The sequence below is a fragment of the Bradyrhizobium sp. SZCCHNR1053 genome (genome assembly GCF_032381235.1).
Lineage (GTDB): Bacteria > Pseudomonadota > Alphaproteobacteria > Rhizobiales > Xanthobacteraceae > Bradyrhizobium.
Map to the genome: position 1 here is coordinate 231797 of NZ_JAUHJM010000006.1, position 22020 is coordinate 253816.

Consider the following 22020-nt stretch of genomic DNA (forward strand, 5'->3'; position numbering starts at 1 on the left):
CGTCGATATAGTTCTTCTCCGCCGCACACCCACTCCGCGTGACAGACGCTGAGACGCCCCGAATCCGATCGGCCCTGGAAAGTGCGGCCGGCAAAGCCGTGATCGCGGGCGACGCTGAGCCTTGTCCACGAACTCGTCGATCTCGATCGTACGCGTGGACTCCAGGGCGATCTCCTCGAGCTCCTCCTTCGAGACCTCGATGTACTGGCCCTTCTCGAGCTCATAGCCCTTGACGATGTCTTCGTGGGGGACCTCTTCGCCCGTATCGGCGTCGACCTTGACGTACTTGATCCGGTGGCCAGTTGTCCGGTTCAGCTGATTGAAGCTGATCTTCTCGGACTCGGAGGTGGCCGGGTAGAGGGCCACCGGGCACGTAACGAGCGACAGGCGCAGGAAGCCTTTCCAATTGGCGGGGGGCCATGTACGCGGAACTCCGGTTGAAATGGTCCGGACTCAAGACGAATGGCGGCGCCGGGTTCCGACGGGCGGCTTTGGTACGCTTCTAAATGGCTGATATCTCAGATAAAATAATTAAATCAACGCTTTGGCGCTTCTCCGTGGTGCCGATGATGGGTCTGGTCATCGTTCCCTGACGGGCCTCATGCGATACAACCGTCTGCGCCGAACGGCTGCTCCCGCAGCTTCTGTCAAACCACCGTCACGTAACGCGAACACAAGGAAACGATCCCGACCTTGGCGGCCGGGGCAGCCGAGCTTGATCCAGTGCTCGGAGCTGCGCCCGCACGGCGCGCTGCATCCGAAGACCGATCGCAGGAATTGCGGGTACCGAATCTTGACCGAAGCAGGCCATGCAGGCCCGTGCGACAATGATCTGATCGCGGAGAAGCAAGGCGTCGGGTCTCTCGGCGTCGGTCCCGTCGCCTGCCGGAGCACGGCTCGGCTGAGGGCGCTGAGGCTGCTGATTGCTGCATCCGGCCTCGCCGGGCTGGGCTATGAGATCGTCTGGACGCGTCAGCTCGCCCTCGCCCTGGGCACGGAAATGATGGCCGTGCTCGGCGCCATCGCAGGATTTTTCGCCGGACTGGCGGTGGGCGCCTTCTTCCTCGATGGCAGGATCCGCCGCGCCGCCAATCCGCACCGGGTGTATGCCGTTCTCGAAACGGTCATCGGCCTGTGGGGGCTGTGTGCGATCTGGCTGCTTCCCGCGTGCGCGCACGCCCTCGCGCCGCTGCTCGGCACGGCGCCCTCCCCCGCCTTGTTATGGAGCGCGAGCTTCCTGCTGCCGACGCTGGTGCTGTTGCCGGCGACGGTTGCGATGGGCGGGACGCTGACCGCGCTGGAACGCATGATGTCCGCGGCGCGCGGCCCGCAGCCCGTCAGCGCCGGCGTCTACGGCGCGAACACGGCCGGCGCCGTCGCTGGCACGCTGCTGTCCACCTTCGTGCTGATCCCCGCGCTTGGATTGTCGACGACGCTGCTTTGCCTGGCAGCCGTCAACGCAGCCTGCGCGTTGGCAGCGCTCCGCCTCGGCGGAGCCGTGCAAGTCGACCCTCGGGCGGGCGATGATCGCGAGCCTGCTGTCGCCGACCTCCGCCTGACAGGAACGCTGTTCGTCACCGGCCTGCTCGGCATCGCGTTCGAAGTGCTGGTCGTGCGCCTGGCCGCGCAGATGATGCAGGACACGGTCTATAGCTTCGCCTGTCTGCTGGCAGCCTACCTGCTGGGCACCGCGATGGGCGGCATGATCTGGCAGCGCGTCGGGCCGAGGGTTGCGCTCGGCAAAACCGCCTTGATCAGCAGCACCGCGCTCGTCTGCCTCGGCACGGCGCTCATGACGCCCTTGCTTGGCGGCGTCGCTGACAGCGCGGCGAGCCTCGGTGTCGCCGGCGAGCTCGGACTCGCGCTGACGCTGTTCCTGTTACCCGCGATGGCGATGGGCGCCTTGTTCGGCCAGCTCATGCAGGATGTCCGCAACGTCAGGGGATCAGTCGGCTGGGCCGTCGGCATCAACAGCCTCGGCGCAGCCGTTGCGCCGCTGACCGCGGCACAGCTGCTGATTCCCGCTTTCGGCACTTGGAGAGCATTGGTCCTCGTTGCCGTCGGATATCTTCTGCTGCTGCAGCCCCAACGCGCTGCGCTGCGCTGGGCGGCGGCGCCCGCTCTACTTGCACTCGCGCTGTTGTGGCTTCCCGCCCCCCTGCTCATCAAGGTCCCGCCGGGCGGCAAGCTTCTGGCCGTGCGCGAGGGACCGATGGCGACCGCGAGCGTCGTCGACGACGCCTCAGGAGCACGCTATCTCGAGGTGAACGGCCACTTCCGCATGGGCGGCACCAGTTCGGTGCGATCCGATTTCCGCCAGGCCATGCTGCCGCTGCTCTTGCATCCAGCGCCGCGCAGCGCCCTCTTCCTCGGTGTAGGCACCGGCGCGACCGTGCTCGGCGCGGCGCAGATGCCGGGCCTCGACGTGCGCGCGGTCGAGCTGTCCTCCGAGGTCGTCGCGCTGCTGCCCTGGTTCGACAACCCCGCGGCCGAGAAGGAAAGGCCGCCGATCTCCGTTGCCGATGCCCGGCGCTTCATCATCGCCGATGACGGACGCTACGACGTGATCGTGGCGGACCTGTTCCACCCGGCGCTCGATGGCAGCGGCGCGCTGTACACGGTCGAACATTTCGCGGCCGTCAAGCGGCGACTGGCGACCGAGGGCGTGTTCTGCCAGTGGCTGCCGCTCTATCAGCTCGATACGCCGTCGCTGCGCGCGATCGTCAGAAGCTTTCTCGCAGTCTTCCCACAAGGGTCCGCCTGGCTGAACCATTACAGCGTGCGCACGCCGATGCTGGCTCTGATCGGATCAGGCGCCCCGAGCCCGATCGACCCCGAGTTCGTCGCCGCACGGTTCTCCGACCGGAAGCTTCACCCGGTCATTCAACCTCTCGGCTTCGATCAGCCGATCGATCTTCTGGGCCAGTATGTCGCCGGCGCGAAAGCGCTCGCGAGCTTCGCCGGTCCGGGACCGCGCAACACCGACGATTTCCCGTTCGTCACGTTCGACGCGCGCAGCAATGTCCACGCTCTCTCCGCGGCCCCATGGCAATTGCTGCTGACGGTCCTCAGCCAGACAAAGACCGACGCGGTCGATTTGCTGGAAGACTCGAAACGCGGAATGTGGGAGGAACGGCTCGGCGCCTATTGGCGGGCCCGCAACCGATTCATCCAGGCCGGCGCCGCGCTGACCGGCGAACCGCGCGGGCCGGCGCTCATCGCAGCCGCCGCACCCGGTCTCCTCGATTCCGTTCGCGCCAGCGCCGAGTTCGAGCCGGCCTATGCGCCGCTGATGAGCATGGCAAAAGCGCTGCTTGCATCGGATCGCGCGGCTGCTGAACGCCTGCTTCGGGCGATCGACGCCGCCGCGCCGTCGCGACGCGACGCGCGCGATCTGCTGTCGCGCGAGTTCGAACGGTAGCGCGTCAGGACGAGAAGCTGACGCGGTAGCCCCAGCAGTCCAGATGATCAGGAATCGCGTTGAAGGCGATCGTGATGCGCTGATCGCCCTGATTGCGCGGCACCTCGTGATAGAGATAGCTCGGGAACAGCACGAGATCGCCCGGCTCCGCCTCGGGCAGCACGTATTTGCCGGCATTGAACGGGCCGACTGCGGCGCTGCGCGTGTGATGGCGGAACGAGAAATCGCTGCCACCGGGCGGCCGCACGAACACGGTGCGGCTGCCGGGATGCGACGGCGTCAGATAGAAGATGCCCGAGATGAAGCTGTTGGCGTGGGCGTGCAGGGTCTGGTTGCCGCCGGTCTCCAGCATGTTCGTCCACATCTCCTTGACCGTCCAGCGCAGCTTCTCGCCGAACAGCAGCTCGCCGAAATCGACCAGCTTGGGCACGGCGAGTTCGGCGATGGTCTGAAACAGATTGTTGGCGCGGGGATCGGCGACCTCGGTGTGGAACAGCTGTCCGGACCGCAGATTGTTCTCGATCTTCGAATTGCGGATGGCTGCCACCGCCGCGTCCTTGAGCTCGGCGCTCAAGAGCCCGGGCGAACGCAACAACGGTATCGGGAAAAGAGCTTCGATCTGGTCCATGTCTCAAGGCCTTGCACGCGCCGCAACAGGACCGACAAATTGCCGACTTGCATGACAGCCGGATGACGAGAGTGGAGACGCGGCGCGCGCCCGTCAGCGCGTCGGCATTTCGTCGGCCCGAAGAATGTTGAGCCGCTCGCCGGGCTTCAGGCTGTGGGGCCGGTCGCGCACTTCCAGCACGGCCCGCTCGGCCTTCTCGACACAATCATCGAACTCGCCATTGCCGGCCTCGACCAGCGCCTGCTGAATGTCCCGCTCGGCGAAATAGCGCGAGACGTCGTCCGCCGGCAAGGTCGCCGCCTGCGCACGTGCCTCGGCCACCGCGGCGTCGCAGGCCTCCTGCGTCGGCTCCTCGTCATGCGCCGATGCGACGACGGTCGTGAGGGCAAGAACGGCGAGAATCACGGCGAACAAGCGAGGCATCACGTCGGCGAACCCCAGAGCACAGGTTTCAAAGACGAAGCACCGGTTCGCAAACCGGCGCTCGGAGCGAGCAGGATCCGACGGGGCGGTATCGTCCCGCCGGATCGATGCCGATCAATCAGTCGCGGTTGAAGGCCCAGCGACCCCAGTGGCCCCAGTGGCCCCAATGATCCCAGTCGTGCCAGTGGTGATGGTCGTGAGCCAGCTTTCGCGCCAGCTCCTTGTTCTTCTCCACCAGCAGCTTGGGCGCATCGTACGGACGGACGAAGATCGGGTTCGCATAGAACCAGACGTTCGACCAGGCCTGCACGTCGTTGGTCACCTTCTTCACGCCGCCGACCGTGCCGAGGTGCGACGGACATGCCGGATCCGTGCAACTGACGGTGGCGTTGCTGGCGTCGAGCAGCGGATTGCCGGCGCTATCGGACACGTTCGGCGTGGCCGGCGGAATGTTGGTGCCGCGGGCGCGGATGTAGAACGGTGTCTGGCCGGCGATGAAGGTGGTCGTGAAGCTGAGGCGGGTCGAACCGTCGCGCAGCTTGCGGCTCCGCATCTTGGTCGCCTGGATCTGCTTCGCGATCTTGGCCGACGGGTTGTAGACGATGGCCGCACCATCGACACCCTTGGCATTGGCCACCGCATAGCCCGGGGCGCCCGGCGCGATCGGACCGGTGATGTCGCCGGTAATCAGATCGACGTGGTCGAGATAGGGCTTGTTCAACGGCTGCTTGATGCCGACCGGCAGCAGCAGCGGATTGTTGAAGCTGTACGGACTGTTGTTCGACGCCGGAACGGTCATCTCCATCTCGAGCGTGACCTTCTCGCCGGGACGCACGACCAGCGTCTCGCCCATCGTCTTCCAGTCGTCGTCCCACTCACCCTTCGCACGGAACTCCATGTCGGAGTCGATGATGTGGGCGTTGACCGAATAGGAGTTGCCCGAACGCATGCCGTCGATAATGGACTGCTGGGAGAAACGCCGCTCGTTCGGCACGTAGAGCCTGGTGTACTCGCCGGGGATGAAGTCCGCCGTCGTGCTGGGATCGCGCGCGCCATAGACGCCGCGGCTGTGCCAGTCCGAGCTCTGGAACAGGAAGAAGTTGCGGCCTTCGCCGAGCAGACCATCCCACAGCCCGCCGACCTTGGCGGTGTAGACGCCCTGCATGCCGTAGGTGCCGCCGCCGACTGCGCCTGAGCCATAGGAGCCCGAGCCGCCGTTCAGGCCGCCCTCGGCCATGTGACCCGGGGCCTCGATGCCGAACGCGACCGTCGGGCCGGCATTGTTGAAGTCACGGAAGTGCTCGATGTTGTAGCCGGCCGAGCCGTTCGGGTTGAACGGTCCCTGCCGCTCGGTATGGGTCGGCACCACATAGGATTGCAGCGGGTGGTTCGCCTGCAGCCAGGCGATGCCGGCGACTGCCTTCTGGTGGCCGGCCGTGCCGGAATTGTTGACATTGTCCTTCCCGGCCCAGACCGGGTTGTTGCTGGCATCGACCGGACCGATCGCGTCAGTGTCCCCGCGGTCGAAGCGATATTCGAACTCGGCCATCTTGTCCGCATTGCCGTAGCCCCGCGGGTTCTGGCCGGCGATCACCGCGACGTCGCCATGCTCGTGGCCGGGCAGGATCCACTCCAGGCCCTCGACCAGCACCTTGTTGTAGGTCGCGGTGCGATTGACGATGGTCGGATACTCGATCTCCTTGATCGACTGCCAGCGCCACATCTTGGCGCTGGTGCCGGTGCCGTTGGGCGTACCCTTCAGGCTGGTGATCGTGATGCCGTCGATGGTCTTGCCGAGCGTCTGGCTCCAATACGTCGTCGTGTTGTCGCCGGGGATGTTGGCGCTCGCATCGCTGAAGCGGCAATCACGATTGCCCGAACCGCCGTGGTTGCCGAGCGTGAACCAGTCGAGATCGAAATTGGTGCCGCCAGCAGCCGCGGTGCCCTTGCCGACCGAGCGGTCGATCGCATAGCCGGCTGCGACCGAACCGTCGGTGCAGGTGTTGTGGTTGTGCATGTCGCCGGCGACATACGGATTGTTCTTGCTCGCTTCCCCCCAACGCTCCCCAGCGTCGGCGCTCTGCGACAGAGCCAGCGAGACCGAGGCCGCTGTCAGCAGGATTTTCTTGGCAGATGGAACCATTATCGTCGCCCCTAAAGAATTCGATCGATCTCCAAACCGGATGACAACGCGACCGATGCGCCGTTGTCATTCGCGGCGCGAACAAACCAAAACTCGGAGACAGTTTGTTGAAGGATTTATTTTTGCCGGTGCCTTCCCAACGAACATTCGCGGTCCGCAGTCGTTGCGAAATTTTTGTGACACCGACGTTTGCCCGGTGACAACGGCAAGTGTGCCGTTGCATATACGCGCCGCGCAACGAGCGCGGTCCGAGTTGTAAAGAACGTATGTCAGCCCCTGCCATGTCGAATGCGGCGCAGACCTTCGAGAGCGCCTCTGCACGCTCCAATCAGCAAGATGGCAACAGCTCTTCCCCTGCGCGATCATCATCCGTGACCGCCCTGCGCGGGCTCAGCAGGGAGCCACTCCTGCACTTCCTTGTTCTCGGTGGCCTGATCTTTGCGGCCGATGCCATCATCCACCCGCCGGCGAAGGACGAGAAGGTCATCACCGTGACCAAGGCACTGCGCCAGTCCTTCATCGACACGTTCGACGAGGACAAGCAGCGGACCCCGAGCGAGGCCGAGCTGCAGAAGATGGTCGAGGCCTGGGTCGCCAGCGAAATCCTCTATCGCGAAGGCAAGACGCTCGGCGTCGACCGCGGCGACGAGATGATCCGCGACCGTGTCGCGTTCAAGCTGCAATATCTGATCTTCGATCAGGTGCGCGTGCCACAGCCGAGCGAGGAGCAGTTGCGCGCCTGGTTCGCCGACAATCATGCCCGGTTCGACGAGCCCGAGCGTGTGAGCTTCCTCATGACGCCACCCAGCGACGAAGCGACGGCGCGGCGCTACCTGGACGACATTCGCGAGCAGCGCGAATCCGAGGAGCTGCGCGATCAGACGCGCGCGGTTCTCGACCGACCGGTGCCGAGCCTGGCCGCCGGCTTCGGCGACGGCTTCAGCGACGGCCTGCTCAAGGCGCCCCTCCAGGAATGGACCTTGCTGCAGTCGAAGGACGGGTGGCACGTGGTTCGTCTCGACGCCCGGACGCCGGGCGCTCCGGCAAAACTCGAGGACATTCGCGCCGAGGCGGCCAAGATCTGGCACACCGAAGAGACGCGGAAGCGGGCCTGGGAGGCGGTGAGCCGGCTCAAGGCCAACTACACGATCAGGTACGAGCCGTGACCGGCGCGCGCGCCCTGCTCGCCATCGTGCTCGCGCTCGCGGCGCTGCTGCCTGGGCGGCCGGCGGCTGCGCATCAGGCGACGATCGCCGTGCTCGAGTTTCGCGAGATGCGCTCCGGCGTCTATATCGGGCGATGGACGACCTTGCCGAAGGATGGCGTCAACCGCATCGATCTCAAGATGCCCCCGCATTGCTACCTGCGCCTGCCGGAGCTGAATTGCGGCGACAAGGGCCTCGTCGGACAGATGACGATCGCCAATCTCGGCGAGGACATGTCGGCAGCCATCATCCGTGTGACGTCCCTGGCTGGAGAGACGCGCAGCTACACGATCTCGGCGGCCAATCCGGTCGTGACGGTGCTCGGCACCGACGCGCCGACGCTCGAGACCTGGCTCGAGCTTGCGAAGACCTATGTCAATCTCGGCATCGACCACATCCTGCTCGGCGCCGATCACCTGCTGTTCGTGCTCGGGCTGATCTGGATCGTCCAGGGCGGCTGGCGCCTGCTCAAGACGATCACGGCCTTCACGATCGGCCACAGCGCCTCGCTCGCCGCAACGGCGTTCGGATGGATCGGCGTTGCCGAGGGGCCGCTCAATGCCTGCATCGCGCTCAGCATCGTGTTCGTCGGCGTCGAGATCGTCAAACAGCAGCGCGGCGAGACCGGGCTGACCGCCCGCTATCCATGGGCCGTCGCCTTCAGCTTCGGTCTCGTGCACGGCATCGGCTTCGCCAGCGCGCTGGCCGGGCTCGGGCTCGAGCGGCGGATCCTGCCTGCGGCGCTGCTCTTCTTTAATGTCGGCGTCGAGATCGGACAGATCCTGTTCGTGCTGCTGGTGCTGGCGCTGATCTGGGCGCATCGCCGCCTCGGCGCGGCGCTGCCGCGATGGGGCGCCGAGCTGCCGGCCTATGCGATCGGCTCAGTGTCGATGTTCTGGTTCCTGGGCCGTCTGGTGCGGGTTCTGGCGGCCGCATGATGACGAATGGGACGAACATGATCGCGCGCAAACTCCTGCACACCATGTTGGGTGCGGCGCTGCTCTCGCTGCTGTCGGCGGATCCGAGCCTTGCCCACGAGCAGACGGGCGTCGGCGGCGGGCTAGCCAGCGGCCTGCTGCATCCCTTGACGGGGCTGGATCACCTGGTCGCGATGGTTGCAGTCGGCATCTGGGGCGCGCAGCTCGGCGGCGCTGCGATCTGGATCCTGCCGGTCGTCTTCCCGCTGGTGATGGCGTTCGGTGCCGTCCTGGGAATCCTCAAGATCGGGCTGCCCGTCCCGGAGCTCATCATCGCGCTCTCGGCGCTGGTCCTCGGGCTTGCGGTCGCGCTGCGCATCCGTGTCCCGTTCGCGGTTGCGGCCGTCATCGTTGCGATCTTCGCCATCTTTCATGGCCACGCGCATGGCGTCGAGCTTCCGACGGCGGCGAATCCGCTGGCCTATGGCTGCGGCTTCGTGGTCGCGACCGGGCTTCTCCACGCCTGCGGCATCACCATCGGCGCGCTCGCGCGCTGGCCGGGCGGAGAGCGGATCATCCAGGGCGTCGGGGCAGCCATCGCCGCGCTCGGCGGCTACTTCCTGGTCGCCAGCCTGGGAGTCGCGGCATGAGCACGTTCCGCCGGACTGCGCTGCTCGCATCCGTGCTGCTGCTGACGCAAGCGCAGATCGCCGATGCCCACATCGTATCGGCCCGGCTCGGCGACTTCTACGCCGGTGCCCTGCATCCGCTGCTCACCCTGCAGGACGTCGTGGTCTGGGTCGCGCTCGGATTGCTGGCCGGCTCGCTCGGCGCGGCGAGCGGACGATGGCTGGTCGTGGTGTTTCCGGTCGGCCTGTGCGCGGGGCTTGCGCTCGCCGCCGGCTCGGGCGTGACGGCAGTGTCCCCGTTCGTCGATGCCGCGACCATTCTCATTCTCGGGCTGCTGCTCGCGACGGCCTTGCGCATTCCTGTGGTACTACTGAGCGTGGTTGCATTCGTGCTCGGTGTGATGCGCGGTGCCGCCAATGCCGGCGAGCTCGGGCCGCAGACCGACCGCCTCCTCTACGCCGCCGGGCTCGCCGGTGCGGGCTACGCCACCATCACCCTCGTGATGGCGCTCGCGCTCAGCTTCAGGCGTCCCGACACCGAGCCGCTGTCGAGCTGGCACGGGATCGCCGTGCGCGCGGTCGGCGGCTGGGTCGCCGCGATTGGCCTGATGATGGCGGGACTATCGCTCGCATCCTGAGCCGCCTATGCTCAGGCGATCTGACACCGCTAGTCCCCACATCGCGTGACGAACGCCATCAACATCCTCTCCATCCTCGTGCTGCTCCTGACCTGCGCCGGCCTGATCTGGACGGATCTGCGCAGCGGCCTACTGCCGGACTGGATGAATGCGCTGGTCGCCGCCAGCGGCCTTCTAAGAACCGCGACGCTCGACGATCTGCCCGAGGCGCTCTGGAATGTCGCCGGAGCCGTTGCCGTCGGTGTGGCGCTGCTGCTGCTGCGCCACCTCTACGCGGTGGCCCGTGGCCGCCAGGGACTGGGCCTCGGCGACGTCAAGTTTCTCATGGCGGCAACGTTCTGGGGCGGCCTGCCGAGTCTGCCGATCCTGCTGCTCATTGCCACGACCACGGCACTCGCCGCGGCGCTCGCGCTCTCCGTCACGGGCCGCCGGCTGACAGCTCAGACGGCGCTACCGTTCGGCCCGTTCCTCGTCCTCGGCCTGCTCGCCGTGCTCGCCCTGCAGGCCACCGGGAGCGAATTGCTCGTGACCTTTTGACTGCGGTGAGCCGGTGAACTCAGCGCGCCCGCCGCGCCACCCGCTCGCGTCCGCCCGGCGGCACGGGCGGGGTCATCGGTCCCGCTTGCACGTCGCCGCTGCCGGCTGTGCCGAGCTGCGGCATCTGCAAGGTGACTGTCTCCGGTGCCTTCAGCAGCGAGGCCTCGCGCGGTCGCAGCGACTGCAGCACCCATCCCTCATGCGAGGCGCCGACCCGCAAGCGCAGCGATGCCTGCGACGAGGCATCGACGAAGATGCCGAAGCTCTCCTCATCCCCGATGACCGTGCCCACGAGTTGCAGGTTTGGTCGTTCCGGCTCTCTCGGCGGCGGAGGCGGCGGCGCGCGCATCACCATGACGGGTGCGGCAACCGGCGGCGGCCGGCGCGAGGCCGAGAAGATCGGACGATCGCGCGTCGCCGAGAGAGCGCTGATGGGAACGTCCCACAGCGGATTGGCGCTCGTGCCAGCCGGGACTTGCACGCTGGCAGCAGCGGCCGGCCGGTTGGAATCGAATGGCGCGGCCTGGACAGGCGAAGCAGGCTCGAGACCATCCGCCGTCTCGCCCCACGCCCGGCCGAGCGAAGCTATAAGAATGCACACGGTAGCAACGGTGACGAGACCTGAGCCGACGAACGATCGCATCACATTTTTCCTTGCCATTGGCCCGACACGGTGACCAGCACCGTCAGCCGCCCCACGCCGCCGGCGGCAGCCGCCAGCGGCTGCTGCACGTGCAGTTGATCGACGAAGAGAAACGGCAATCCGGCTTCGAGGTCATAGAGCAGCTGCTGCAGCGCCGGCTGTTCGAGCTCGCAGCTGGCGACGACGCTGATCAGGTTGGCGTTGGTGGTGGCGCGTGCCGCCGGCAGCTCGACCTGGGTCGACAGCACGCTGCCGCCGACCTTGCTGATCGCCTCCGTGAGGCGCTGCACCAGCGCCGCGCCCGCGATGGTGACCGTTCGTCCTTCGACGAACACCGATCCGCCCGGAGCCGTCGCGCTGCCCGCGGCCGAACTGCTGGCCGGCCGTTTGCGTCCGGAAAACTGCGACAGCTGCGCGTTGGCGTCGTTGAGCTGGTCGCGCTTGGCGACGAGATCGACGACCGCTGCAGCACCAAGCCAGAGCAGCGCCACGATGGTCACCGCATAGAGGATCGCAGAAGCGGCCGGCGAGTTCACGAAGATTCGGCGCAGCGATGCCGACCAGTTCATGCCCGGTCTCCGAAATAGGCGTTGATGCGCGCCTCGATATGGAAGCGCTCGCCCGCTTCCCCGGCGGTGCGCGTCGTCGGCGCGTAGAAGGTGGCGCGGCTGAACTGCGGCGATTGCTCGATCAGCCGGATCAGCGCGGGTGCATCCTGGGTCAGGCCGGAGATCTGCAGCCGATCGTTCTCGATATGCATCTCGACGACGTAAGTCCCGTCGGGCAGGATCTTCGACAGCGTGTCGAGGACGATGACGCTGGCGGGGCTGGTCTGCTTGCGCTTGGCGAGCAGCCCGTCGGCGGCGGTGGCGCCCATCGCGGGCCGCAAGGCGGCGCGAAGCCGCGCGACCTGCGCCTGGGCGTCATCGAGCTCGCCATCCACATATCCGCCGATCAATGTCGTCGTGATCAGCAGCATCGCAGTGGTCGCAGCCACCGACAGCCAGCCGAGCTTGAGCACGCGCCCGAGATCGCAGCCGCCGACGAACGACGAGCGCAGCGACGTCTTGAAGATCTGGATGGGGGCGGCATCGGGTGAGCCTGAGCCGACGTCGGTCGTGATGACGAGCTTGGCGGCGCCAACCTGATCGGCCAAGGCGAGCAAGGGCTGGACCAGAGCCCGCGGCGTCGCCGCGAGCGTCAGTGCGATCCGGTCGTTGGTAGTGCGTGGGGCGCTGTAACCGTAGAGGACCTGTTCGAGATTCCACGGCGTCAGCCTGCCGATCTGGGTCCGGATCATGCCGTCGAGAAACGGCTCGGCCTGCTTCGGATAGTCGAGGGGGCGGATCAGGACACTCTCGGCGGCAAGATGAATCTCCAGCGCGGCGCCGCGCAGCGTTCGCAGCCACTCCGGCGAGAGCCCGGCCAGCGCTGCGCCCGCGGCCGGATTCACCCTTGCCGGCGCCAGCGTCGGTTTCGCCTTCGGCGGCGCCTGCACCGTCATGACGACGGTTTCTGGCTGATCGTAGCGGATCAGGACCCGCGGACGTCTGAGCTGCCGATCGGCTACGGCCTCGATCGCTGCGGCGACGCTCGCCGTCCACACCGTCAGTCCGCGCTCGATCGCTTCGGTCAGCTTCATGGCATCCTCCGCGCCTGAAGCGCTCCCCTCGGTTGCGGCCCCTCGTCCTGGCGCGCCAGCAGCCGATAAGGCTCCTCGCCTTCGCCGGGAACGATCACCGCCGTCGCCGCATGACGAAGCCCGCCCGCCGGACCGACGACGATGCGCAGCCGATAGGCCTTGCTCTTGCCCTTGGCCGCATCCTTCGCGGCGGGGCCCAGCGTCTTGGCCAGCGTATCGGCATCCTGTGACAGCGACGCCCTTGCGTTGAGGAAATCCTTCAAGATCAGCGGCGTCATTCCCGGCAATGCGGCAACGACCTCGGGTGCAGCGATCGTCGGATCGATTCCGGGAGAGCCGTTGAAGACGGTCACCAACGGAAGCACCCGATCGACGAGCGATGCGGGAATGCCGAGGACGAGCGACAGCTCGCCGACATGCGCGAACGGCGCCAGCCGCGGGACCCGTTTGAGACCGGCCGCCGCATAGCGCGCCTCCTCCGCCTGCACCTTGGCTGCATCGGATGGCTTGGAGCGCCAAGCAACCATCCGCTCGGCGTGATCCTTGGCAGCGTCCCGGTCGACGCCTAACGTGACGAAGAGATTTTCGAGCATGTCCTCCGACGCGGTGTTGAGATCGATCCGCGCCGCTTCGTTGACGAACGAGACCGCAATATCGTTGCCTGCAAGCGCCAGCCGGAAACCGCCCTGTCTCGGCCGCTCCTCGTCCTTGGACAGCAGCAGACGATAGGCCGAGAGTTCGATGGCCGCCGAGATCAGCGCATCGGCCTCGACCGCTTCGTCTTCGAGCCGCAGCAATCGCGCCGAGCTTCCCAGTTGCTGCGAGACGACCACGACGAGGGCAGCCAGCGCCGCAAGCATCCACAGCGCCGCAATGAGGATGAAGCCATCCTGCGCGCCGCGCCCGTCGGCAGAGCCTCTGGTGACGGAAGGGGCCGGCATCAGTCGATCGGCTCGCTCTTGTTTGGTTGTGGCGGCTCGGCCGCGGCTGGCTGGTTCGCGGTGCCGCCCGCTCCCGAATCGGCAAAGCCGCCGCCCGGCGCATCGACCTGAATACGGACAGCGCTGACGAGAACCGCGGCGCCGCCGCGGCTGTCGTCGTACACCGTCATGCGAACGGCGGACGGCAGCCTGGTCGCATCGCGCCACTCCGTCGTCCACGCCATCGTCCTGTCAGCATAGGCGAACGACATGCGGAACGGCGCAGACAACAGCACCACGGGATCGCCGAAACGGAAATGCTCGGTCACTGGCTGACCGACCGACACAGGCTCGAACGCGGCACGCGATCGCCGCAGAGCGCGCTCGCCCCTTCTCCCTTCCTCACCGATGCGCACGATATCGAGGCCATGTCCCGCATTCGGACCAAACTCGGCGCGCACGAACACCGCCGAGACCTCGTTGCCCACGAACAGCGGTCCCTTCTGCTCGCGATTGGCCGAAACAAACTGCGCGGCGGCGAAATCATCGCCGACCCGCCGCAGCGCAGCGGCCACCATCTCCGCGCGCTGCACGCGATCCAGGCCACGCTTCCACGCCGGCAGCCATTGCGACGTCACTGCGGCCAGCGCCGATAAGACGATGCCGGCAATCGCGAGCGCGCCGAGCGCCTCGATCAGCGCGAAGCCCTGCTGTTGCGGCCGATCGGATCGGACGATCATCAGCGCGCTCCTCGCGCGAGGCGGACCGTCTGCACATCGGCCATGGCGCCCGAGCCGGTCTTGACGCGCAAGGTCACCGCCTCCGGAATCCACCCGGTCTGTCCGGCCGGTTCATTCCAATCACCGCCGAGCGGCCTGATCTGCAGCACCACCGCACCGGAGCCGGAGCGCTGATCGGTGCTGCCCGGCTGCAGCCGGCCGCGATCGGCCAGCAATGTGGCCAGCGCCAGCCTCATGTCGGTGACGAGGGTGACGTGCTGCTCGAGCTTGCGAACACTGGCCGCGTTGCGCGACACCACGGCGCCGATGGCGATGATCGACACGCTGACGATGGCGAGGGCGACGAGCACCTCGATCAGCGTGAAGCCGGCTTCGCTGCGATCAGCGGTCTCAACCATTGGCGAGCGCACGCGAGACAATGTCGATTCTCCCCGTCAGCCAGTTGACCCTGATCTCCAGGCTCAATTCGGCGCGCGACAATGTGATCGCTCCTCCGCAGGACAGTCCGTCAGGAAAGAAGCTGATCGTCGCCAGCACCGGCCGATGCTGGCAGCTGCGCGGCAACGTTGCCAGAAACGCGACATCGTCGGGCAGCTTCAGCGCAGCCGCGCCGCTGCCGGAGCGGATCAGGCGGCGCGACGTGTCGATCTCGGTGTCGACGCGCGTGCCGGTCCGCATCGACGAGGCACGATCCGACTTCAGGAGTGTCGCGGCCTGCAGCGCATAGGCCTGCAGCCGCGGCCGCGACGTCTGCCGCGGCAGGTAAGGCAGCGCGACGGACGCCAGCAGCGCGACGATCGCGAGCACACAGACCATCTCGAGCAGCGTAAAGCCGCGCTGGCCGTCGTCACTCACCGCGCGCGCTCGTCTGCGTTCCCAGGACGATGTCCGCCGCCGTCCCGCTGCCGCCCTCCTGGCCATCGGCGCCGTAGGACAGGATGTCATACGGGCCGTGATCGCCCGGTGCGCGGTAGACGTAGGCCGTGTTCCACGGATCTTTCGGCACGGCCCCGCCTCTGAGATAAGGACCGTTCCAGGTGCTCAGTCCGGCCGGCCGTTGAGCCAACGCACCGAGGCCTTCCGAGGTCGAGGGGTAGCGGCCGGCATCGAGATAGAACAGGTCGAGCGCCGCCGAAAAGCTCTGCAACTGGATCCGCGCTGCCTTGGTCTTGGATTCGCTGAGATAGCTCAGAACGCGCGGACCGATCAGCCCCATGATCAGCCCGATGATCGTGATCACGACCAGCATCTCGACCAGCGTGAAGCCGCGCTCGTGTTCGCGCCCGGCCCTCGTGGCCGGCTCGATCTGCGTATCCGATCTCATGTCGTTCTCCTTGATGTCGGTCAGCCGACCAGTTGCGTCACCGAAAGCAGGGCCGTCATGATCGAGACGATCAGGCCACCGACGACCACGCTGATGAGCAGAATGGCGGCGGGACCGACGATGCCGACGACACGGTCGAGTCCCCGTTGCAGCTTGGCTTCGTAGAACTCTGCGATCCGGGTCGACAGCGTCGGCAGTTGGCCGGTCTCCTCGCCGAGCCGCAGCATGCGCAGCGCCATCGGCGGCAGCGTGTTGTCGGCCGACAGCGCCTGGGACAGCTTGCCACCGTGACGGACGCGATCCGCCGCCGCCGACCATGGCGCGCGCGACGACGTCACCGCCATCACGTCAACGAGGATGCGCAGTGCCGCGCTCAGATTGACGCCGCAGCCGAGCAGCAGGCCGAGATTGCGGCAGAACAGGCTGGTTCGATAGAACAGCAGGAGGCTGCCGATGCCGGGCGTCACCGCCAGCACACTGGTCAGGCCGGCGCGAACCGCGGGCTGACGCAACAGCCACCAGCCTGCCGCAAGCAGCGCCGCACAGCCGAGCGTGATCGCAGCTGCATTGGCGCGCAGCAGATCCGACATCGTCATGAAGAAGCCGAGCGCGGTATCGGCACGGCCACCGAAGTCGCGCAGCACGGCGGAGAAGTTCGGCAGCACGGCCACGAGAAAGAACAGCATTACGCCGATCGCCGCGAGGAACACGAAGGCGGGATACTGCATCGCGTCGGTCAATTTGCGGCGCGTCGCCTCCGAACGCTCGCGTTCGCCGGCCAGCGCGGTCAGCACATGATCGAGCGTTCCCGACGCCTCCCCGACGCGCATCAGCGCGACATACATCGGCGAGAACAGCTGCGGCTGGGCAGCCGCCGCGTCGGCGAAGCTTTCACCGGCCATGATCGCCGCGCGCAGCCGCGCCACCACGGGACGCAGGCGACCGATGTCGGAATCGCCGGACAACAGATCGAGCGCGTCGTCGAGTCGCGCGCCGGCCTTGAGCAGCAGGGCCAGATCGCGCGTGAACGTGGTCACCTCAGCCGCGGACGGAGCGCCGAAGGAAAGTCCGGACGCACCGCCCGTCCGCTCCTTCGTCTCCTCGACGGTTTCGATCGGCAGCAGCTGCAGATAGGAGATGCGCCGCTCGACCTCGCCGCGCGACGGCGCGTCGAGAGATCCCACGACGATTTCACCGGATTGCGTCAGGGCGCGATAGCGGTAGCTCGGCACGATCCACCTCACCGCGCCACGAGGACACGAAGCAACTCGGAGGCCGAGGTGACGCCGGCGCGGCACTTGGCGACACCGTCGTCGAGCATCGTCGTCATGCCTTCCCGGATCGCCAGCCGATCGATCGCGAGGCCGTCGGCACTGTCAGCGATCAGCTCACGCAGGCTGCTGGTCAGCTCGAGCAGCTCGAACACGCCGACACGGCCGCGATAGCCGCTCTGACCGCATCGCTCGCATCCCGTCGGATGCCAGGTGATGTCGCCGGGCACGAGGCCGAGATGACCGAGGCGCGGATCCTGGCGGCACGTCTCCTCATCAAGCGGCTGCGGCGTCTTGCAGTGATCACAGAGCTGGCGCACCAGCCGCTGCGCGATCACCGCGCGCAGGGTCGAGCGCAACAAGAAGCCTTCGACGCCAAGGTCGAGCAGGCGCGGCACCGCCGCCGCGGCGGTTTCCGTGTGCAGCGTCGTCAGCACCAGATGGCCGGTCAGCGCGGCATGGACGGCGACATGTGCCGTCTCGCTGTCTCGGACCTCGCCGACCATGATGACGTCGGGATCCTGACGCACGAAGGAGCGCAGCGCGCTCGCGAATGTCAGCCCGATCGCCGGCTTGATCTGCGACTGATTGATGCCGGGGATCTCATATTCCACCGGATCCTCGACGGTGAGGATCTTGCGCTCCGGCGTGTTGAGCATCGACAGGATCGTCGCCAGGGTCGTGGTCTTGCCGCTGCCGGTCGGCCCCGTGATCACGATCATGCCGTGCGGCAGCGTGATCAGGCGCCGGAGCGCGGTGTCATCGCGCGTGGAGAGGCCGAGACGGCTCGCCACGAGCTGCGAGCGATCCTTCGGCAGGATGCGCAGCACCGCCGATTCCCCGTGCTGGGTTGGCATGATCGCAACACGGACGTCGATCTCGGCTCGGCCGGCGCGAATGCGCGCGGCCCCGTCCTGCGGCAGACGCCGCTCGGCAATGTTGAGACCGGCGACGATCTTGATGCGCGAGATCACCGCCTGCGGCAGCACGCCCGCAGGCGCCGCGATCGGACGCAACAGGCCGTCGACCCGCAGCCTGACCACGAGACCGGTCGAGAACGGCTCGATGTGGATGTCGCTGGCGCGCATCTCGACGGCCTTCTCGATCAGGTCGTTGACCGCGCGGACGACCGGCGCGCCGCTCGCGAGATCGCGCAGGCTTTCGATGTCGTCGTCGCGGAGCTCCTGCGCCGGCGAGATCTCGGCCTCGTCGGAATCGCCAAGTCGTTGGTCGAGGACGACGGCGATATCGTCATGCGAGGCGACCTTGAAAAGAGTCTGCGGGCCGAGCACCAGCTCGGCGGCCCGGCGCACGGCCTGATCGGTCGGGTCGGCCATCGCGAACACGGCGGCGCCGTCAGAGTCTTTGTATGGATAGCCGAGCACTTCGCGCAGGAAGCGATCGGAGAACTCACTCACCGCGGGCAGTGCCGCCATCAGCTCGCGCAGCGCGACGCGCTCCAGTCCGGTGAAGCCGGCAACCTCCTCCGCGAAAACGTCGGCGGTCAAGCCGAACCTGTCCCAGAGCGCGATCTGCGTTTCGCCCGCGGCTCCGCCTTCGCCCGCCGCCAGGGGATGGCGCTCGCGAAGATAGGCATGGAATTGGGTCGACAGTGTACCGCTCATGGCGTGATCCGGGTGGCGCCCGTGCCGGCTCTACGTCTCGGCACGGCGCAACTGGCGACCGACGTTATCGATCGCGAACATGACGGCTGTACGAATGTGGACGGCGCGGACATTTCCGACACACATGTCGCGCAAAGGCGGGCGGCATCAGGCAAAGATACATAAGTGTCACATTGGACCGCTATGCAGGCTGCGCGGTCGAACGAGGCGCGATCCTGGTTCGGCCGGTCAACACGAGTAGATCGGTAAGTCCATGTTTCGTATCGGCAATCGAAGCCAGTCCGCTGCGGTTGTCAGACATGCCTGGTTGCTGACCATCGCGGTGCTGCTCGCGTCCTGCAACATGGCAACGCTCAATTCCCAGGCCAGCGCGCCGGCCGATGTCGACGTCATCGACAAGGTGCGCTCGCTCGATATCCTGCCGCGCGACAATGCACCGGTCGCATCGATCCAGGGACGCCCCGAGGTCGAGCGGGCGAGCGCGCGGACCTATCAGGGGACCACGGTTCAGGAGGTCGCCGAGGTCAGGCCGCTTCCGGCGGCCGATGGCAAGGGCTATGACCTCAATTTCGAGAACACGCCGATCGCAGTGGTCGCGAAGGTCGTGATCGGCGACATCCTCGGCGCGGGCTACTCGATCGATCCCCGCGTGCAGGGCAGCGTCAGCCTGGTGTCGGCGCGGCCGGTGCCGAAATCCGACATCCTGTTCGTGCTGGAGAGCGCGCTGCGCCTGTCGGGCGTCGTGCTGGTCCGCGAAGGCGGCGGCTACAAGCTGACCCCGCTCGGCGACGCTATCGGCGCCGGACGCGTCGACGGCGAGGCCGGCCGCGCCGAGCCCGGCTACGGCGTCTCCGTCGTGCCGCTGCAATATGTCGGCGCGCAGACGATCCTCAAGCTGATGGACAGCTTCGCGACCCGGGCCGGCAGCGTGCGCGCCGACACCACCCGAAACCTGCTGCTGATCCAGGGCACAGGAGCCGAGCGACGCTCCGCGATCGAAACAGTGATGAGCTTCGACGTCGACTGGATGCGCGGCCAGTCGGTCGGCATCTTTCCCGTCAGCAATTCGGCCCCCGAGCCGTTGATGGCGGAGCTGGAAAAGATCATGGATTCCGGCGAGAACGGGCTGAGCCAGAGCCTGGTCAAGCTGCAGGTCGTCAACCGCCTGAACGCGATCATGGTCGTGACGCGCAAGCCGGCGCTGCTGCAGAGCGCGGCGACCTGGATCCGCCGGCTCGACCAGGCCGACTCCGGGCGCACCAGCGTCCACGTCTACCGGGTCCGCTACGGCGACGCGCGCCAGCTCGCCAAGGTGCTCACCGACATGTTCGGCGGCGCCGGCTCGTCCTCCACCGACGGCGCCGACGGCCAGACCGCGCCGGGGTCCGACGGCACGACCACGTCGGTCGCCGATCGGCTCTCCTTCAACACCAATGCAGCGGGATCATCGAGTTCGAGCGCCAATCCGACGAGCAGGTCCCAAGGCAGTGGTCTCTCGAGCATGTCATCTTCGAGCACGTCGTCCTCCAGCAGTACGCCGTCCTCGACCGGGCTGGAGCCGCGCAGCAGTGGTGCCGGCGGAGGCCAGGCCATCATGCCGAATGTCCGGATCACCCCGGACACGGTGAACAACTCGCTGCTCATCTACGCCGACCGCGAGAACTACCGCATCATCTCCAGCACGCTGCAGCAGCTTGACCAGCCGGTGCTGCAGGTCGGGATCGACGCCACGATTGCCGAAGTGACGCTCACCAACGAGCTGTCCTACGGCGTGCAAGCTTATCTTTCGAGCAAGGTGCTCGGCCTCGGGACCGACAAAGGATCGATCACCAATACGCAAGCCACGTCGGTGGCCACGGCCACGACATCCGCGGCGACGACGGCCTTGATCAACCGCGCTCTGCCCGGCTTCAACTTCCTGATCGGGCACGAAGCCTCGCCCAACATGATCCTCGACGCACTCCATACTGTCACCAGCGTCAAGGTGCTCTCCAATCCCTCGCTGGTCGTGATCAACAACCAGACCGCCACCCTGCAGGTCGGCGACGTCGTGCCGGTATCGACCGGCAGCGCGACCGTACTGTCGTCGAGCAACACGGTGGTCAACACCATCGACTATCGCAACACCGGCATCATCCTGCGCGTCGTGCCGCGGATCGCCGCCAACGGCAATGTGCGGCTCGAGGTCGAGCAGGAGATCAGCAACGTCGCGGCCCAGACCGCCGCGAGTCTCACGCCGACGGTGTCGCAGCGCAAGGTCAAGAGCGCCATCTCCGTCGCCAACGGCCAGACCGTGCTGCTGGCGGGCCTGATCAGCGAGCAGCAGACCGGCAATCGCAACGGCATTCCGGGCTTCGACGAGATTCCGGTTCTTGGCGACGCGTTCTCGCATCAGGGCAAGAAGGGCACGCGCACCGAGCTCATCATCTTCATCCGGCCGCAGATCATTCGCGACGGCAGCGATGCGCATCAGGTGGCAGAAGAACTCCGTTCCAAGCTCCGCGGATCAGTCGGAGCGAGCATCACGGATGATTTGCGTGTCCGCACTACCCGTTGACTCCAGCCAAGTGATCCGGCCGACGATGGGGCGCCTCGCCATCGCCTGCACCGCAGTCATCCTGCTGCTGGGAGCACTGGCCTCGCCCGTTCGCGCCGATTCGGTCAGCACCGCACGCATCGCCTATGCGCGCGGCGACTTCGTCCGCGCCGTGCGCGTGCTGACCCCGCCTGCCCTGCGCGGCGATCCACGCGCTCAGGCGATGCTCGGCTTCATGTATGAAAACGGCTTTGGAACCCCGCAGGCCTACGAGGTCGCCAGCGATCTCTATTGCCAGGCCGCCGCAGCCGGCAATCCGTTCGGCCAAGCGATGCTCGGCCTGATGTACGACAAGGGTCATGGCGTTCCACAGGACGTCGTGCTCGCCTACAAATGGCTGAACCTTGCTGCCGGACATGCCAAGTCGACCCAGCGCAGCTACTTCCTGCGGCTTCGCAACGCCGTGGCCTCGAAGATGTCGGCCAGCCAGATCGCCCAAGGCCAGGCCCTCGCGCTGGACTGGGTCCCGGGCCAGCTCTGACCGGCATCGCCGATCGGCGATCTTCTTCAGAGTTCAGAGCGAGCCGGCTTCCTGCGGCGATGAGCGAAGGCCCGCCGGCATGTGATGCCGGGCCTGCACGATGCTGAGCCGTGCGTCTCCTGCATCTACGCAAACGCGCGTCTCGCGCGCATTTCACAAAACCGAAGCAAGACCGACACCACGTTGCAATTTGTTGCCGCGATAAATTGCCGCAGGCGAGCAGCCATTCGTAAGCGC

General features: G+C 66.7%; 21 protein-coding genes and 1 pseudogene. 8 read left to right on the top strand and 14 right to left on the bottom strand.

Annotated elements, in window-relative coordinates; all coding sequences use genetic code 11:
• Positions 1-63: 63 nt before the first annotated feature.
• A pseudogene (locus QX051_RS17260) lies at positions 64-444 on the bottom strand (Ku protein); the annotation flags it as partial.
• A gap of 556 nt (positions 445-1000) precedes the next feature.
• Here QX051_RS17260 and QX051_RS17265 point away from each other — a divergent pair.
• Positions 1001-3421, top strand: a complete 2421-nt coding sequence (locus QX051_RS17265; RefSeq protein ID WP_315776939.1) for a spermidine synthase — start codon at positions 1001-1003, stop codon at positions 3419-3421.
• Between the two features lie 4 nt (positions 3422-3425).
• On the opposite strand, the gene QX051_RS17270 is transcribed toward QX051_RS17265, so the two are convergent.
• The 3 genes from QX051_RS17270 to QX051_RS17280 form a co-directional block, all read right to left on the bottom strand.
• Positions 3426-4013, bottom strand: a complete 588-nt coding sequence (locus QX051_RS17270) for a 2OG-Fe(II) oxygenase family protein (RefSeq protein ID WP_315776940.1) — start codon at positions 4011-4013, stop codon at positions 3426-3428.
• Positions 4014-4142: 129 nt separating this feature from the next.
• On the bottom strand, positions 4143-4472 hold the full coding sequence (locus tag QX051_RS17275; protein ID WP_315776942.1) for a hypothetical protein: 330 nt from the start codon (positions 4470-4472) through the stop codon (positions 4143-4145).
• Between the two features lie 118 nt (positions 4473-4590).
• On the bottom strand, positions 4591-6615 hold the full coding sequence (locus QX051_RS17280) for a hypothetical protein (protein WP_315776943.1): 2025 nt from the start codon (positions 6613-6615) through the stop codon (positions 4591-4593).
• A gap of 281 nt (positions 6616-6896) precedes the next feature.
• Between QX051_RS17280 and QX051_RS17285 the strand changes: the two genes are divergently transcribed.
• The 5 genes from QX051_RS17285 to QX051_RS17305 are packed head-to-tail and all read left to right on the top strand — an operon-like array spanning position 6897 to position 10541.
• Entirely contained in the window at positions 6897-7781 is an 885-nt protein-coding gene (locus QX051_RS17285) for a peptidylprolyl isomerase (protein WP_315777026.1), read from the top strand.
• Positions 7778-8758: a HupE/UreJ family protein gene (locus QX051_RS17290; protein ID WP_315739576.1), complete on the top strand. Its 981-nt coding sequence runs from the start codon at positions 7778-7780 to the stop codon at positions 8756-8758. The genes QX051_RS17285 and QX051_RS17290 overlap by 4 nt, the downstream gene beginning before the upstream one ends.
• Positions 8759-8775: 17 nt before the next feature.
• Positions 8776-9387, top strand: coding sequence for a HupE/UreJ family protein (locus QX051_RS17295; protein WP_315739574.1), 612 nt, complete (start codon positions 8776-8778; stop codon positions 9385-9387).
• Positions 9384-10004: a HupE/UreJ family protein gene (locus tag QX051_RS17300; protein WP_315776944.1), complete on the top strand. Its 621-nt coding sequence runs from the start codon at positions 9384-9386 to the stop codon at positions 10002-10004. Before QX051_RS17295 ends, QX051_RS17300 begins: the two co-directional genes overlap by 4 nt.
• Positions 10005-10049: 45 nt before the next feature.
• Entirely contained in the window at positions 10050-10541 is a 492-nt protein-coding gene (locus QX051_RS17305) for a prepilin peptidase (RefSeq protein ID WP_315776945.1), read from the top strand.
• A 19-nt stretch (positions 10542-10560) separates the two neighbouring features.
• On the opposite strand, the gene QX051_RS17310 is transcribed toward QX051_RS17305, so the two are convergent.
• Genes QX051_RS17310 through QX051_RS17355 form a run of 10 tightly spaced genes read right to left on the bottom strand, consistent with a single transcriptional unit; the run spans position 10561 to position 18706 of the window.
• Positions 10561-11184 carry a hypothetical protein gene (locus tag QX051_RS17310; protein WP_315776946.1) on the bottom strand — a complete coding sequence of 208 codons (624 nt, stop codon included), beginning with the start codon at positions 11182-11184 and terminating at the stop codon, positions 10561-10563.
• On the bottom strand, positions 11184-11753 hold the full coding sequence (gene gspM / locus QX051_RS17315; protein WP_315776948.1) for a type II secretion system protein GspM: 570 nt from the start codon (positions 11751-11753) through the stop codon (positions 11184-11186). The genes QX051_RS17310 and gspM overlap by 1 nt, the downstream gene beginning before the upstream one ends.
• Complete coding sequence (locus tag QX051_RS17320) at positions 11750-12826, bottom strand: PilN domain-containing protein (protein ID WP_315776949.1); 1077 nt, start codon at positions 12824-12826, stop codon at positions 11750-11752. The genes gspM and QX051_RS17320 overlap by 4 nt, the downstream gene beginning before the upstream one ends.
• Entirely contained in the window at positions 12823-13767 is a 945-nt protein-coding gene (locus tag QX051_RS17325) for a type II secretion system protein GspK (protein WP_315776950.1), read from the bottom strand. Before QX051_RS17325 ends, QX051_RS17320 begins: the two co-directional genes overlap by 4 nt.
• A complete protein-coding gene (locus QX051_RS17330) occupies positions 13767-14486 on the bottom strand; it encodes a type II secretion system protein (RefSeq protein WP_315776951.1) in 720 nt (239 codons plus the stop codon). Before QX051_RS17330 ends, QX051_RS17325 begins: the two co-directional genes overlap by 1 nt.
• A complete protein-coding gene (locus QX051_RS17335) occupies positions 14486-14884 on the bottom strand; it encodes a type II secretion system protein (protein ID WP_315776952.1) in 399 nt (132 codons plus the stop codon). The genes QX051_RS17330 and QX051_RS17335 overlap by 1 nt, the downstream gene beginning before the upstream one ends.
• On the bottom strand, positions 14877-15341 hold the full coding sequence (locus tag QX051_RS17340) for a prepilin-type N-terminal cleavage/methylation domain-containing protein (protein WP_315776953.1): 465 nt from the start codon (positions 15339-15341) through the stop codon (positions 14877-14879). The genes QX051_RS17335 and QX051_RS17340 overlap by 8 nt, the downstream gene beginning before the upstream one ends.
• A complete protein-coding gene (gspG, locus tag QX051_RS17345; RefSeq protein WP_315776954.1) occupies positions 15334-15810 on the bottom strand; it encodes a type II secretion system major pseudopilin GspG in 477 nt (158 codons plus the stop codon). Before gspG ends, QX051_RS17340 begins: the two co-directional genes overlap by 8 nt.
• A gap of 20 nt (positions 15811-15830) precedes the next feature.
• Complete coding sequence (locus QX051_RS17350) at positions 15831-17042, bottom strand: type II secretion system F family protein (RefSeq protein WP_315739561.1); 1212 nt, start codon at positions 17040-17042, stop codon at positions 15831-15833.
• 8 nt (positions 17043-17050) lie between these two features.
• A complete protein-coding gene (locus QX051_RS17355) occupies positions 17051-18706 on the bottom strand; it encodes a GspE/PulE family protein (RefSeq protein ID WP_315776955.1) in 1656 nt (551 codons plus the stop codon).
• Between the two features lie 253 nt (positions 18707-18959).
• Between QX051_RS17355 and gspD the strand changes: the two genes are divergently transcribed.
• Positions 18960-21263, top strand: a complete 2304-nt coding sequence (gene gspD / locus QX051_RS17360; protein ID WP_315776956.1) for a type II secretion system secretin GspD — start codon at positions 18960-18962, stop codon at positions 21261-21263.
• Positions 21235-21783: a tetratricopeptide repeat protein gene (locus tag QX051_RS17365; protein ID WP_315776957.1), complete on the top strand. Its 549-nt coding sequence runs from the start codon at positions 21235-21237 to the stop codon at positions 21781-21783. The genes gspD and QX051_RS17365 overlap by 29 nt, the downstream gene beginning before the upstream one ends.
• The last annotated feature ends 237 nt before the right edge of the window (positions 21784-22020 follow it).

Excerpts from the sequence above, each read along its gene's own strand:
- QX051_RS17265 (WP_315776939.1), top strand. The coding sequence starts at position 1,001 with ATGATGGCCGTGCTCGGCGCCATCGCAGGATTTTTCGCCGGACTGGCG.
- QX051_RS17275 (WP_315776942.1), bottom strand. The coding sequence starts at position 4,472 with ATGCCTCGCTTGTTCGCCGTGATTCTCGCCGTTCTTGCCCTCACGACC.
- QX051_RS17280 (WP_315776943.1), bottom strand. The coding sequence starts at position 6,615 with ATGGTTCCATCTGCCAAGAAAATCCTGCTGACAGCGGCCTCGGTCTCG.
- QX051_RS17285 (WP_315777026.1), top strand. The coding sequence starts at position 6,897 with ATGTCGAATGCGGCGCAGACCTTCGAGAGCGCCTCTGCACGCTCCAAT.
- QX051_RS17295 (WP_315739574.1), top strand. The coding sequence starts at position 8,776 with ATGATCGCGCGCAAACTCCTGCACACCATGTTGGGTGCGGCGCTGCTC.
- QX051_RS17300 (WP_315776944.1), top strand. The coding sequence starts at position 9,384 with ATGAGCACGTTCCGCCGGACTGCGCTGCTCGCATCCGTGCTGCTGCTG.
- QX051_RS17310 (WP_315776946.1), bottom strand. The coding sequence starts at position 11,184 with ATGCGATCGTTCGTCGGCTCAGGTCTCGTCACCGTTGCTACCGTGTGC.
- gspM (WP_315776948.1), bottom strand. The coding sequence starts at position 11,753 with ATGAACTGGTCGGCATCGCTGCGCCGAATCTTCGTGAACTCGCCGGCC.
- QX051_RS17320 (WP_315776949.1), bottom strand. The coding sequence starts at position 12,826 with ATGAAGCTGACCGAAGCGATCGAGCGCGGACTGACGGTGTGGACGGCG.
- QX051_RS17325 (WP_315776950.1), bottom strand. The coding sequence starts at position 13,767 with ATGCCGGCCCCTTCCGTCACCAGAGGCTCTGCCGACGGGCGCGGCGCG.
- QX051_RS17330 (WP_315776951.1), bottom strand. The coding sequence starts at position 14,486 with ATGATCGTCCGATCCGATCGGCCGCAACAGCAGGGCTTCGCGCTGATC.
- QX051_RS17335 (WP_315776952.1), bottom strand. The coding sequence starts at position 14,884 with ATGGTTGAGACCGCTGATCGCAGCGAAGCCGGCTTCACGCTGATCGAG.
- gspG (WP_315776954.1), bottom strand. The coding sequence starts at position 15,810 with ATGAGATCGGATACGCAGATCGAGCCGGCCACGAGGGCCGGGCGCGAA.
- QX051_RS17355 (WP_315776955.1), bottom strand. The coding sequence starts at position 18,706 with ATGAGCGGTACACTGTCGACCCAATTCCATGCCTATCTTCGCGAGCGC.
- gspD (WP_315776956.1), top strand. The coding sequence starts at position 18,960 with ATGTTTCGTATCGGCAATCGAAGCCAGTCCGCTGCGGTTGTCAGACAT.
- QX051_RS17365 (WP_315776957.1), top strand. The coding sequence starts at position 21,235 with ATGATTTGCGTGTCCGCACTACCCGTTGACTCCAGCCAAGTGATCCGG.